The following is a 14,207-nucleotide window of genomic DNA, read 5'->3' as shown; positions in this document are numbered from 1 at the left end:
CACTCTATTTTAAAGGGGAACACAATGCGCATTATCCTTCTGGGTGCACCCGGTGCAGGTAAAGGTACTCAAGCTCAATTCATCATGGAAAAATTTGGTATTCCTCAAATTTCTACTGGTGATATGTTACGTGCAGCAATCAAAGCAGGCACTGAACTAGGTAAGCAAGCAAAATCAGTGATCGATGCTGGTCAACTTGTATCTGACGATATCATCCTTGGTCTTGTTAAAGAGCGTATCACTGCAGAAGATTGTGCAAAAGGTTTTCTACTTGATGGTTTCCCTCGCACAATTCCTCAAGCTGATGGTCTTAAAGAAAATGGCGTTGTTGTAGATTACGTTATTGAATTTGACGTTGCTGATGATGTGATTGTAGAGCGTATGGCGGGTCGTCGTGCTCACCTTGCTTCTGGTCGTACTTACCACGCTGTTTACAACCCACCAAAGGTTGAAGGTAAAGATGACGTAACAGGTGAAGATCTTGTTATCCGTGAAGATGACAAAGAAGAAACTGTTCGTGCACGTCTAACGGTATACCATAATCAAACTGCACCACTTATCGAATACTACGGTAAAGAAGCTGCGGCTGGTAACACTAAGTACCTTAAATTTGATGGTACGTTACCTGTTGCTGAAGTAAGTGCACAGCTTGAGAAAGCACTAGCATAATTAGCATTATGAATTAGCTAATGTTTTATTCATAGCTAAGAACAATGTAAATAAACGGGCTTACCAATTGGTAATGCTCGTTTTTTTTGGTTTTAATATAATGGTGTTATAAGATGTTGTAACGAAATTGCGTATTTTTGTTATTTAAATGGGTAAGTGTGAGGCTGGAAATAAGCCATTTTCAGCAACGAGTAAAGATAAAGGATAAATACCGATGACAATAAATAATAACTATGGGGTATTACTGGTTAATCTTGGTACTCCTGACGCGCCAACAACCGCTGGTGTGAAACAGTTTTTAGCTGAATTTTTGCATGATAAACGAGTGGTGGATATGACACGTTGGCTATGGTGTCCTATTTTGCATGGTATTATTTTACCCATTCGCTCGCCAAAAGTGGCTAAGTTATATCAGTCTGTATGGATGGATGATGGATCGCCCTTAATGGTATATTCGCGTCATCAGCAACAGGCATTACAACACACCCTCAATGCTCCGGTTGAATTAGGTATGACTTATGGCGAGCCAAGTATTCAATCAGGCTTACAGCACTTAAAACAGCAGGGGTGTAAGCGCATACTGGTGTTGCCGTTATATCCACAATATTCAGCGACAACAACAGCTGCGGTTTTTGATCGTATTGCTAAAACGTTAAAAACAGTACCTGAATTACCCGAGTTACGGTTTGTAAATCATTATTATGATCACCCTGATTATATTGCAGCGTTATCTCAATCTGTTGAGACCTTTTGGGCTGAAAAGGGACGGCCCGATTATTTATTGTGCTCATATCATGGTATTCCTCAACGCTATGCAGATAATGGCGATCCATATCCAGATCATTGTCATCAAACAACCGTATTACTTGCTCAGTCTCTTGATATGCCGCGAGAAAAAATGAGCATGAGTTATCAATCTATTTTTGGACGTGAAGAATGGCTCAAACCGTATACGGAAGCGACGATTCGATCATTAGCAGAAAAAGGTATTCAACGGTTAGATGTAATGTGTCCGGCTTTTTCGGTTGATTGCCTCGAAACGTTAGAAGAAATTGCAGAACAGTGTAAAGACGTTTTTATTGCAGCTGGTGGTAAAACGTTTAATTTGATCCCCTGCCTAAATGACAGTCCTGCTCATATATTGATGATGGAAAACTTGATTAAGCAGCATACGCAAGGATGGTAATAGCGATAGTAACAGGAAAACTATTTCCTTTACGGTAACGATTGCGTTGGTGTTTGTGGCTATTATTCTTAAAACCAATGATAGCTTTTGCTTTTATGTGCCAAATTCTGTGATAGAATTCGCAAAATTTACAACTTGACAGCCCATTGACATGAAATTTCCAGGCCAACGAAAATCTAAGCATTATTTCCCTGTACATGCTCGCGATCCACTTCTAAGTCAAACGAAGATAGAGAAGCGTTTAACACGTACTCATGTTGTGGGTATTGATCAAACATTGGTTGATATTGAAGCCTACGTTGATGATGAATTTCTGGAACGTTATGAGCTGAGTAAAGGCCATTCATTAGTTATTACTGATGAAAAAGCAGAAGCACTTTACAATGAGTTAAAAGAAAATAATCTTGTCACTCATGAATTTGCTGGCGGTACTATTGGTAATACTTTACATAATTACTCAGTATTAGCTGATGATAAATCTGTATTACTTGGTGTAATGAGTAAAGACATTGAAATTGGTAGCTATGCTTACCGTTATCTTTGTAATACTTCAAGCCGCATGGATATGAATTATCTGCAGCCTGTTAATGGTCCAATTGGCCGTTGTTTTGCGCTAATCTCTAAAGATGGTGAGCGTACCTTCGCAATTAACGAAGGTAACATGAACCAACTAAAGCCAGATAGTATTCCTGAGTGCGTATTTGAAAACGCATCTGCTTTAGTACTGACAGCTTATCTTGTTCGTTGTAAGCCTGGTGATCCGATGCCAGCAGCAACAATGAAAGCGATTGAGTACGCTAAGAAATATGATGTACCAGTAGTATTAACTCTGGGTACTAAATTCGTGATTCAAGATGATCCACAGTGGTGGCGTGATTTCCTACGTGATCATGTTACCGTGGTTGCAATGAATGAAGACGAAGGTGAAGCATTAACGGGTGAGTCTGATCCATTAGTCGCAGCAGATAAAACACTAGAGTGGGTTGATCTTGTTTTGTGTACTGCTGGTCCTGTTGGTCTATACACTGCGGGTTACACTGAAGATTCAGCAAAACGCGAAACGGCGTTGCCATTATTACCTGGCGAAATTGCTGAATTTAACCGTTTTGAATTTAGTCGTCCGATGATTAAAGCAACGTGCGAAAACCCAACTAAGGTTTATTCACATATTGCCCCTTACATGGGTGGCCCTGAGCGTATTAAAAATACTAACGGTGCGGGTGATGGTGCATTATCTGCGTTATTACACGATATGTCTGCTAACCGTTACCATAAAGAAAATGTGCCAAATTCAAGTAAGCACCAGTATTCTTTCCTTACATACTCATCATTTTCACAAGTTTGTTTATATGCAAACCGCGTGAGTTATGAAGTATTAGCTCAGTATTCTCCTCGTCTTTCTCGCGGCTTACCTGAGCGTGAAGATAGCCTAGAAGAAGCTTACTGGGAGCGTTAATGGCATATTGCCGTTAATAAAAAAAACCGCCATTATTCGTGGCGGTTTTTTTATGGCTTCAGTTTATCTATTTGGTATAAGCTTGGTTATGAACCGCAGCAATTGCACGACCTGATGGGTCAGCAGCATTTTTGAAGCTCTCATCCCACTCAATTGCTTTTGCACTAGAACAAGCAATAGAAGGGCCACCAGGAACACATTTAGCAGCACTTTCTAATGGGAATAGCTCTTCAAAAATTTCACGGTAAACATAGCCTTCTTTCGTTGTTGGCGTGTTATACGGGAAGCGGAACGCGGCTGTTGCTAATTGCTGATCAGTGACTTTTGCTTCTGCAACTTCTTTTAAGCTATCAATCCAGCTATAGCCTACGCCATCAGAGAACTGCTCTTTTTGACGCCATGCGACAGATTCAGGCAGATAATGTTCAAAACACTCTCGAATAATGTGTTTTTCCATTTTACCGTTACCACACATTTTATCTTGAGGGTTAATACGCATTGCCACATCTAAAAATTCTTTATCTAAGAACGGCACGCGCGCTTCAATACCCCATGCAGCCATAGATTTGTTTGCTCGTGCACAGTCAAACATGTTAAGCGCTAATAGTTTACGCACGGTTTCTTCATGGAACTCTTTAGCATTAGGTGCTTTATGGAAGTATAAATAACCACCAAAGATTTCATCAGCACCTTCACCTGATAGCACCATTTTAATACCCATAGCACGGATTTTACGTGACATTAAGTACATTGGTGTTGATGCTCGAATGGTGGTGACATCATAAGTTTCAATATGATAAATAACATCACGAATAGCATCTAAACCTTCTTGAACGGTATAAGTTAACTCGTGGTGAACGGTTCCAATCGCATCTGCTACAATTTTCGCCGCTTTTAAATCAGGAGCATCTTCAAGACCGATCGCAAATGAGTGCAGTGTTGGCCACCATGCTTGTGATTTTTCATCATCTTCAATACGTTTAGCGGCAAATTTCTTAGTGATTGCAGAAATAACTGATGAATCAAGACCACCTGACAATAAAACACCATAAGGTACATCAGTCATTAGTTGGCGTTTAACGGCACTTTCAAGTGCGTCGGTTAATGCCACTTTGTCTGTTTTAGCCTCTTTAACAGCATCAAATTCCATCCAATCGCGCTTGTAGTAACGAACCGGTTCACCTTTTTTACTCCAAAGGTAAGTACCTGGAGGAAATTCACTGATGGTTTTACAGACGGGAACCAATGCTTTCATTTCAGAAGCGATATAAAAGTTACCATGCTCGTCATAACCTTGATAAAGCGGAATGATGCCAATGTGGTCTCGGCCAATCAAGTAAGCGTCTTCTTTCTCATCGTAAAGAATAAAGGCAAAGATACCGTTAAGGTAATCCAATAGCTCAGGACCTTTCTCTTTATAAAGCGCTAAAATAATTTCGCAGTCAGATTCAGTTTGGAAAGGGTAGTCAGGTGCAAATTCTGCACGTAATTCCTTGTGGTTGTAGATCTCTCCATTTACGGCAAGCACATGGCTTTTATCAGTGTTATATAACGGTTGTTCACCACTATTAAGGTCAACGATGGCTAAACGCTCATGGACAAGAATTGCGTTGTCTGAAGCATAAATACCTGACCAATCAGGACCGCGGTGGCGCATTTTTTTTGATAGTTCAAGAGCTGTTGTACGAAGTACTGAAGCGTCGCTCTTAATGTCAAGAATACCGAATATTGAACACATAATAATATTACTCCAAACGTTTTATTTATTATCCATAATTGATGAAAATGTATCATGTAACTAATAAGTTATCATTATGGTAATTAATGTTTATACTTTTTATGTTTTTATCTTGGCTTTTAAAATTACGCATTCGTTAATCAATTACAATACTTTATTGGTAAAATATTTAAATAAACCACTATCGGTGAATATCATTCATTTAAAGTGGATTTTTCCGAATATTTTCTATTTATGAGGAGTTTTTTAATTGAAAAAATAAACAGTAACAGCGCTACTGTTTATTTTTCACTGCGAAATATCTAACTTTTGAAGTGTAACTTAATGTTGTTTCAGAGGGGTTATCTGTGGTTGAAGGTGGTCACAAACATCACGAGCAAAACCGCTGCCTGCTTCATTATAAATATTGAATGCAGCATCAATACCTTGTTGATGTAATTGAGTTTCTTCATCACTATACTTGGCTATAGCTGCAATTTTTCCTTGAAAATGCCGATTTTTAAGTTGATCTAATGCATAGATATTGGCTGAACCATTTGGCATAGCTAATAAAATAAGTTCAATATGGTGATTGTTAATTACTCGCTCCCAAAAGTCGGGATCAGTAGCATCACCATGAATGACATTACGCTGTTGATGGCGGTGAAGTTCTACAGACTCTCGGCGATTTTCTACACCAATAATTTGTTTTCCATATCGACTTTCTAATTCGTCATAAGCGCCTGAACCGATACGGCCCATACCAAGAATAAGAATAGTGGCATTACCAAAATCAATTAATTTATCGTTACAATTCAATCGCTCAGGATCAAATTCTTTTAAGCGTTTAGCTGCTTCTGTATACAGTTTGTGGCTTATGCTATTAAGGGGAGCGGCTAATAAAAACGATAATGATACTGCGATTGCCATCGCGACTAAAAATGTGCCCGGTAATAGCCCCATTTTATAAGCCACCCCACCGACAATGAGTCCAAATTCACTATAATTGAATAAGGTTAGGGTTGCTAACATTGAGGTGCGAACTCGGTAGCGGCATAAGTGGAATACGGCGTAATAAAGGATACCTTTGATAGGCAGTAGTAGCATTAATACCAGTGCCATCAACATGCCGTTTAAGGTTGGAGATTCTGCAAGACCAATATTTAAAAAGAAACAGACGAGCAGTAACTCTTTAAAATTAAACAGGGATTTTGCCATTTCTGAAGCTTTAGGGTGCCCTGCCATTAACATGCCTAATATTAATGCGCCTAAATCAGGCTTCATGCCGACAATGTCAAATAAGCCAGCTCCTGCAACAAGTGCTAGCATAACAGCATAAAGAACTAATATTTCTCCGTGGCCTGCTTTGTCGAGAATTCTATATAATAATGGGCGTAATAAGGGCAGAGCAAATAAACCAATAGCAGTAATATCCGGTACCTTCCCACTAGAAATAGTAAGAAATAACACGGCGAAAATATCCTGCATAACCAGAATACCAATCGCGACCGTGCCATATTTGGTATTTAATTCCCCTTTTTCTTGAAGTAATTTTACGGCAAAAACGGTACTAGAAAATGATAATGCAAATCCAATGAGTACTAATTGACTGAGTGCCATTTCGGCAAACATGGTTAGCCCTAATTGCTTTAGTATGAGTAGAAAAAGGGTGAAAATAGTGGTTGATAATAGGTTGTGTATGGTAGCACCACCCCATATTTCCTTGTTAAGTAAGGTTTTTATGTCAAGTTTTAGCCCGATGGTAAATAATAATAACGTTACGCCAAGATCGGCTAAGGTCGTTAAGGCTGGGGTCGATTGAAAGCCAAAACTATTGAGCATAAAGCCAGCGACTAAAAAGCCAACTAGCGGGGGTAATTTACAACGAAGGGCAATGAAACCGGCCAGAAAAGCCGCGCTAATATACAGTAGCTCCATATCTTAGACTACATCCTTGTAAGATAGAGTGGGGGAATATAATTGATAACAATAATAGCATTAGGGGGATTAATCATTTGAGATTAATCCCCCTTTTTTATGATGGTGGTATTATTAGTGTTAAAGACTAATTTAAATCAGACGGGTGATTAATCTTCAAGTAATCGTTGTAATAATACGCCATTAAGCATAGCTCGTTTGATCATCGAAAATGCGCCAATCGTGGGTTGGTTATAGAGTTCTGATGCGACAATCGGTAAGTCACTATTAAATGCGGATAAGGATTGGTTTTCAACACAACGACGTATTGCGGGTAACACAATTGCCTGCGCTTGAGTAATATTACCCGCGAGAATGATTTTTTGTGGATTGAATAAATTGATTGTCATCGCTAATGCTTTGCCGAGGTGATGACCTACTTTGAGTAAAATTTGAGTAGCCAGTTCATCGCCATTATTGGCTGCATCACAAATTGCAGGCATGGTTAGTTCATCAAGAGCTTGTAAGCTGCTTGGATAACCTTGATTAAGTAGTTGTTGCACATGCTCAATGACGGCAGGATCTGATGCGATAGTTTCTAAGCAACCAAAATTACCACACTGACATTTATCACCTAATGGGTCGATTTGAATATGACCAATTTCACCAACATTTCGGTTTTGTCCGAGAAAGACTTGGCCATTAACAATAATACCTGCACCAGTACCGTTATGCATGCTGACTAAAATAGAATCGTTACAATCACGGCTAGCGCCAAAGAAGTGTTCAGCTAACGCTAAGCCCCTGATATCATTACCAACAAAAGTAATAATGTTAAAGGTTTCTTGAATGATATTGGCAAGTTCAAAGTTATGAACGTTGATATTTGGCATGTAAGTTACAGTGCCATTTTCTGGATTAATAAGTCCTGGCAAAATAATACCAAATGCGACCAGCTCTTTCATTACGTTCTGGTTATTATCAATAAACTCTTGAATACACTTGATAAGACCTTCTGCGAGAACATCTTGGTCAGAATATAAAAAGGGGTAGGCCGCACCAGTAATATGCTTACCACTGAGGTCATAAAGGGTTATTTCAATATTATTACGACCAATACGTATTGCGATTGAGTGGAAATCAACCGACTCAGTGGTCAGTGATATCGCTCTTCTTCCTCCCGTTGAAGCCTGCTGAGCAACTTCTTTTATTAAGCCGCGTTCTAGCAGTTGGCGCGTGATTTTAGTGACACTTGCAGGAGCGAGGTGACTAATATCAGCAACCTGAATGCGAGAGATAGGGCCTTGCAAGTCGATAAGTCGGTATACAGCAGCACTATTTAGCTGCTTGACCAGATCAACGTTACCAATTTGTCCGCCTGTCATAGTTTAATTCTGCTCGTAATTAGTGTTAATAATTATCGCCTTAAAATGATAATAATTTTTTGTTTTCATTATCTTTTTTATCAAAGCGCTACCTAATGTGTACGACACTGGTCTAATTGAATTTGATGAATATTGGTGTCGAATTATTTTATGTATTGCGGTTATCAATACACTATTTATCACCGTAATATACTTTCTTATAAATAAAAATAAAGTAATCGTTGTTGGTGCTTGCTGGGGCTGTGGTGTTGGTCACGTAAAATACGTAATAAGAGCTATTAAGAAGGAAAGTATCGCTAAGTATCAAATTATAAACTATGACTGTATTGTCAATAGTGATGATTATGCTTTATATGTCATCTTTTAAAGATGAAAATTAAACGCCGTCAATAAGGCGGCGTTTATTCAATGTCTTGAAACGGTTACCAATAAAGCTGGCTTTTCGTAAAAAGACAGAGGTTATTATTTAGATGTGAGTGATGTTTTCTGCTTCTAACTCTTGGAAATACTTAACAGTTTTTACTTTAAGCTCTTGAGTTGATGGTTCATCACAAATGATCATTGATTTAGGGTGAAGCTGCAATGCAGATACTGTCCATAGGTGGTTAACACAACCTTCAACAGCAGCTTGTAATGCTTGTGCCTTGTTGTGACCTGTGATCAGAATCATAACTTCTTCAGAATCTAACAGTGTACCCACACCAATAGTTAATGAGTACTTAGGTACTTGGTTAATATCACCATCAAAGAAACGAGAATTCGCAATGCGTGTTTCGTGCGTTAATGTCTTGATACGTGTACGAGAAGCCAATGATGATGCTGGTTCGTTGAATGCAATATGACCATCATTACCCACGCCACCCATGAATAAGTTAATGCGACCGTAGGTTTTAATTTTGTCTTCGTAACGTTGACACTCAGCTTCGTGATCGGTGGTATTACCATCAAGCAAGTTGATATTTTGTTCTTGCATATCAACATGGTTAAAGAAGTTGTTGTACATGAAGTTACGGTATGACTCAGGGTGATCAGACGCCATACCAACATATTCATCCATGTTGAAAGTCACGACGTTCTTAAAGCTTACTTCGCCAGCTTGGTATAGTTCAATCAAACGCTGGTATGTCGCAAGTGGTGTACCACCTGTAGGTAGACCTAGCACAAATGGACGCTCAGCTGTTGGTTGAAACTTATTAATGCGGTCAGCAATGTAGCGAGCAGACCATAAACCAACATCTTTAGCGTTATTAAGCGGGATTAGTCTCACGTTGACACCTCGTTGAAGATAGTTAAAACAGGAAAAATCTTAGCGGCATATCGCCTTTGTTTCGAATGATAAAATAAGTTTTATGATCGAGCTAGCAAAATCACTCAGTTCTATCTTCGGTCGGTGATTGAGATCACAAATGATGATGTTTTAATTTGCGGAGCGAAATAAAATTCATAAACTGCAAAGGACAAAAAAGAGATGGTACAAAAAACTATCACTATTACATCTAAGAAAACCATAGGGGGAACTAAGGGTGAATATTCTTGGATATTTTCAAAAAGTAGGTAAAGCACTAATGGTGCCAGTTGCAGTACTTCCTGCAGCAGCAATTTTAATGGGTATTGGTTACTGGATTGATCCAACGGGTTGGGGTGCAAACTCTGCGTTGGCGGCATTCTTAATCAAGGCTGGCTCAGCAATTATCGACAACATGTCAGTGTTGTTCGCTATTGGTGTTGCTTACGGTATGTCTAAAGATAAAGATGGTGCGGCTGCACTTTCTGGTTTCGTAGGCTTTCTCGTTGTAACAACATTACTTGCACCTGGCGCAGTAGCACAAATTCAAGGTATTGATGCAAACGCAGTTCCTGCAGCATTTGCAAAAATCAATAACCAATTTGTTGGTATCCTAGTTGGTATCGTATCAGCAGAAATTTACAACCGTTTCTCTCACGTAGAATTGCATAAAGCATTAGCATTCTTCAGTGGTAAGCGTTTGATCCCAATTTTAACTTCTGTTGCTGGTATCGTTATCGCAGGCGTACTGATGTATGTTTGGCCATCAATTTACAACGGTCTAGTACACTTTGGTGAAAGTATCCAAGGTTTAGGCGCTGCCGGCGCTGGTATCTATGCATTCTTTAACCGTTTATTGATTCCTGTTGGTCTTCACCATGCACTGAACTCAGTATTCTGGTTTGATGTTGCAGGTATTAACGATATTCCTAACTTCTTGAGCGGTAAAGGTACTCCAGGTGTTACTGGTATGTACCAGGCTGGTTTCTTCCCAATCATGATGTTTGGTCTACCAGGTGCAGCACTTGCTATGTACCAAACGGCTAAAGCGAAGAACAAAGAGCGTGTAGCTTCACTATTTATCGCTGCTGGTTTTGCATCATTCTTTACAGGTGTTACAGAGCCGCTAGAATTTGCATTCATGTTCCTTGCTCCGCCTCTATATGTTATCCACGCAGCACTGACGGGTATCTCTGTATACATCGCAGCATCAATGCACTGGATTGCAGGTTTCGGTTTCTCAGCAGGTTTAGTTGACTTATTCTTGTCAACCCGTAACCCACTCGCTGTTCAATGGTACATGTTGTTGCTTCAAGGTGTTGTATTCTTCGGTCTATACTACTTTATCTTCCGTACCGTTATTCTTAAGTTCAACCTTAAGACGCCTGGTCGTGAAGATGACGAAGAAGAAACTTCATCTGTTCGTGGCTCAGCTGAAACTGGTGAGCTAGCGAAGCAATACTTAAAAGCACTTGGTGGTCACGGTAACCTAGAAAATATTGATGCTTGTATTACTCGTCTACGTCTTACTCTAAAAGACAGTAGCCTTGCTAATGAAAAGACATTAAAAGCGTTAGGTGCGATGGGTGTAGTTAAATTAGGTTCAAATAACTTACAAGTTATCCTTGGCCCTCTAGCTGAAATCGTTGCTGGCGAGATGAAAAAAATCCCAGCTTCAGAAGACCTATCAGCAGTAAAGCTTCCATAATTACCTAAATTCTTAAGTAATTAAGTAACACACGAAATACCGCAACACTTTTTAATTAGACCGGTCCTGATATTTTAATTGTAAGATATCAAGGCCGGCATTTTGAGTACCCAACTTTTGGGCTCTATATAGATTTTCCCTTCATTTAAAGGGATATCGGGAGAAAGGAATATTTCATGACTATTAAACTTACAGCGTTAGCATCTTTCATTGCACTTGCAGTAACTGGTTGTGCAACACAAGGAAATGATGATGAAAAGGTTGTTAAAAATTTAGCTAACAACCTTGATGTTACTTATGAAATTGTTACTCAACATGGTGCAGAAGAGGGCCTACAGTGTAAGACGCTAGGCGCAGAATGGGCATCTTGTGATCTAATTAATTTGACGCTAGAAAATAATGGTCCAGCGGTTACTGGTACTGATTGGAAAATTTATTTCAGCAGCATTCGCCAAATTCTTGAAGTTCAAAATGAACAATTTAAAGTTACACACGTAACGGGTGATCTTCATACGCTAGAGCCAACAGATAAGTTTGATGGTTTTGCAGAAGGTGAAAAGGTTGTTATTCCTTACATCGGTGAATATTGGACGCTTTTCGAAAACGATTATATGCCTCGTGCATACGTGACTTCTGGTGATGCCGCAGCGCAAACAATCAAAAGTACTGACTCAGTAAACCCTGCTGATTATCTTGTTCCTTTAAAAGGTGATCAATTCAAGCGTGTTAAAGCTGATAATAATATACTGGCGACCGCTGAAACACGTTTTGAAAAGAACCAAGATATTAACGTGTTAGCGACAGAAGAAGTGGCAGCAACAATTGTTCCTACGCCATTAAGTACGAAGTTAACAGGTAATACTGTTTCACTAGCAAACGGTATTAAAATCAGCAATTTTACGCTACCTGCCGATATGATGGCAGCAGTGAATGAGCGTCTTGATGTATTAGGTGTTAATACTCAAGGTCAATACCCTGTCAAGGTGAGTCTACTACCTGGTTCATTTGCTAAAGATCAACAAATTGCTGGCGCTTACAAGTTAGATGTAACCCCAACAGGTGCAACGGTTATTGGTTTTGATGACCAAGGTGCATTCTATGGTATGCAGTCACTTATCTCGCTAATGAGCACTGGTGCTAAAAACAGCATTCCTACGTTAGAAGTAACTGATGCACCGCGTTTTGATTACCGTGGTGTGATGGTTGATGTGGGTCGTAACTTCCACTCAAAAGAAGTTATTTTACGTACGCTAGACCAAATGGCAGCGTACAAGATGAACAAATTCCACTTCCATTTATCTGATGATGAAGGTTGGCGTGTAGAGATCCCTGGTTTACCAGAGCTAACAGACATTGGTGGCAAGCGTTGTCATGATTTGTCTGAGACTTCATGTCTACTGCCTCAACTAGGCTCAGGTCCAACATCTGATAACGATGGTTCTGGTTACTACAGCAAGCAAGATTACTTAGATATTCTAAAATATGCGAAAGCACGTGGTATCGAAGTTATTCCTGAAATCGATATGCCAGCTCACGCACGTGCAGCAGTGGTAGCGATGGAAGCGCGTTATAAGCGTCTAGCTGCTGAAGGCAAAATGGATGAAGCGAACGAATATCGCTTAATGGATCCACAAGATACATCAAATGTTACTACTGTTCAGTTTTACGATAAGCGTAGTTTCATTAACCCATGTATGGATTCTTCTGCAAAGTTTGTAGATAAAGTAATTACTGAAATTCAAGCGATGCACAAAGAAGCGGGTATGCCGCTAAATACTTGGCACTTCGGTGGCGATGAAGCGAAAAATATCAAGCTAAATGCGGGTTTCCAAGATATTAACGCTGCTGATAAAACAGCTTGGACAGGTTCTATTGACCAATCTAAGCAAGATAAGCCTTACCAGAAATCACCAATGTGTCAAAAATTGATCGCTGATGGTGTTGTTGCTGATTACGATCATCTACCAAGTCACTTTGCAGAGCGTGTTAGTGAGATTGTTAACGGTAAAGGTATTGAGAACTTCCAAGCATGGCAAGATGGCTTGAAGTACTCTAAAGATTCAAAAGCATTTAATACTGATAACGTGCGTGTCAACTTCTGGGACGTTCTATACTGGGGCGGTGGTGCATCAGCTTACGAGTGGGCTGATAAAGGCTACGATGTAGTCGTTTCTAACCCTGATTATGTTTACATGGATATGCCATACGAAGTAGACCCATCTGAGCGTGGCTACTACTGGGCAACACGTGCAACAGATACCCGTAAGATGTTTGGTTTTGCACCAGAGAACTTACCACAAAATGCTGAGACATCACTTGACCGTGACGGTAATGGCTTTACAAGTAAAGGTACGGTGAAATCGAAAGGTTTCCATGGTCTATCTGCTCAGCTTTGGAGTGAGACAGTAGGCAATGATAAGCAGTATGAATACATGGTATTCCCTCGTGTGTTAGCTGCTGCAGAGCGTGCATGGCACAAAGGTGAGTGGGAAAATGAATACCAAGTAGGTGTTGAATACTCTCAAGATTCAAACCTTGTAAACAAAAAAGCACTGCATGATGAGTGGCAGAGTTTTGCAAACGTACTGGGTCACCGTGAACTGGCTAAACTAGATGCTGCCGGTATTCAATACCGTGTACCAGTACCTGGCGCTAAGATTGAAAATGGTAAACTTGCGATGAACGTAAGTATGCCAGGTCTTACTCTACAGTACTCTACAGATGCTGGTAAAACATGGAACACTTATGATGCGAAAGCACAACCAAGTGTAACTGGTAACGTTGAAATCCGTGCAGTAAGTGGTAACGGTAAACGTTTCAGTCGTGTTACATCACTGTAAGCGACTAACAACAAGATAAGCTAAGATCATAATATGATCGCTCT

General features: G+C 39.8%; 9 protein-coding genes. 5 read left to right on the top strand and 4 right to left on the bottom strand.

From position 1 onward, the window contains the following. The first annotated feature begins 24 nt into the window (after positions 1-24). The 3 genes from adk to OC457_RS09800 all read left to right on the top strand — a co-directional run bounded on the left by adk (position 25) and on the right by OC457_RS09800 (position 3,311). The gene (gene adk / locus OC457_RS09810) at positions 25-669 is read left to right on the top strand and encodes an adenylate kinase (RefSeq protein ID WP_036795529.1); all 645 of its coding nucleotides are present in this window, start codon (positions 25-27) and stop codon (positions 667-669) included. A 214-nt stretch (positions 670-883) separates the two neighbouring features. Then, positions 884-1,855 (top strand): ferrochelatase, encoded by a 972-nt coding sequence (gene hemH / locus OC457_RS09805; protein WP_080173011.1) that lies wholly within the window; start codon positions 884-886, stop codon positions 1,853-1,855. Between the two features lie 151 nt (positions 1,856-2,006). Next, positions 2,007-3,311 (top strand): inosine/guanosine kinase, encoded by a 1,305-nt coding sequence (locus OC457_RS09800; protein WP_080173012.1) that lies wholly within the window; start codon positions 2,007-2,009, stop codon positions 3,309-3,311. 67 nt (positions 3,312-3,378) lie between these two features. Here the strand turns inward: OC457_RS09800 and asnB are convergent, their stop codons facing one another. From asnB to nagB, 4 genes are all read right to left on the bottom strand, one after another. Then, positions 3,379-5,049, bottom strand: a complete 1,671-nt coding sequence (gene asnB, locus OC457_RS09795) for an asparagine synthase B (protein WP_080173013.1) — start codon at positions 5,047-5,049, stop codon at positions 3,379-3,381. A gap of 321 nt (positions 5,050-5,370) precedes the next feature. Further along, positions 5,371-6,966 (bottom strand): cation:proton antiporter family protein, encoded by a 1,596-nt coding sequence (locus tag OC457_RS09790; RefSeq protein WP_080173014.1) that lies wholly within the window; start codon positions 6,964-6,966, stop codon positions 5,371-5,373. Positions 6,967-7,115: 149 nt separating this feature from the next. Beyond that, the gene (nagC, locus tag OC457_RS09785) at positions 7,116-8,330 is read right to left on the bottom strand and encodes a DNA-binding transcriptional regulator NagC (RefSeq protein WP_080173015.1); all 1,215 of its coding nucleotides are present in this window, start codon (positions 8,328-8,330) and stop codon (positions 7,116-7,118) included. 466 nt (positions 8,331-8,796) lie between these two features. After that, the gene (gene nagB / locus OC457_RS09780; protein ID WP_080173017.1) at positions 8,797-9,597 is read right to left on the bottom strand and encodes a glucosamine-6-phosphate deaminase; all 801 of its coding nucleotides are present in this window, start codon (positions 9,595-9,597) and stop codon (positions 8,797-8,799) included. Positions 9,598-9,853: 256 nt separating this feature from the next. Here nagB and nagE point away from each other — a divergent pair, with 256 nt between their 5' ends. Together nagE and OC457_RS09770 are read left to right on the top strand one after the other, a co-directional pair. After that, positions 9,854-11,323: an N-acetylglucosamine-specific PTS transporter subunit IIBC gene (gene nagE / locus OC457_RS09775; protein WP_080173018.1), complete on the top strand. Its 1,470-nt coding sequence runs from the start codon at positions 9,854-9,856 to the stop codon at positions 11,321-11,323. A gap of 176 nt (positions 11,324-11,499) precedes the next feature. Continuing rightward, entirely contained in the window at positions 11,500-14,163 is a 2,664-nt protein-coding gene (locus OC457_RS09770) for a beta-N-acetylhexosaminidase (RefSeq protein WP_080173019.1), read from the top strand. Positions 14,164-14,207 lie beyond the last annotated feature (44 nt).

It is taken from the genome of Photobacterium toruni (genome assembly GCF_024529955.1).
Taxonomy (GTDB): domain Bacteria; phylum Pseudomonadota; class Gammaproteobacteria; order Enterobacterales; family Vibrionaceae; genus Photobacterium; species Photobacterium toruni.
Note: the sequence above shows the minus strand (reverse complement) of the source record. Positions and strands in the feature narration are given on the sequence as shown.

Coding starts and splice junctions, on each gene's coding strand:
- adk (WP_036795529.1), top strand. CDS start 25: ATGCGCATTATCCTTCTGGGTGCACCCGGTGCAGGTAAAGGTACTCAA.
- hemH (WP_080173011.1), top strand. CDS start 884: ATGACAATAAATAATAACTATGGGGTATTACTGGTTAATCTTGGTACT.
- OC457_RS09800 (WP_080173012.1), top strand. CDS start 2,007: ATGAAATTTCCAGGCCAACGAAAATCTAAGCATTATTTCCCTGTACAT.
- asnB (WP_080173013.1), bottom strand. CDS start 5,049: ATGTGTTCAATATTCGGTATTCTTGACATTAAGAGCGACGCTTCAGTA.
- OC457_RS09790 (WP_080173014.1), bottom strand. CDS start 6,966: ATGGAGCTACTGTATATTAGCGCGGCTTTTCTGGCCGGTTTCATTGCC.
- nagC (WP_080173015.1), bottom strand. CDS start 8,330: ATGACAGGCGGACAAATTGGTAACGTTGATCTGGTCAAGCAGCTAAAT.
- OC457_RS09770 (WP_080173019.1), top strand. CDS start 11,500: ATGACTATTAAACTTACAGCGTTAGCATCTTTCATTGCACTTGCAGTA.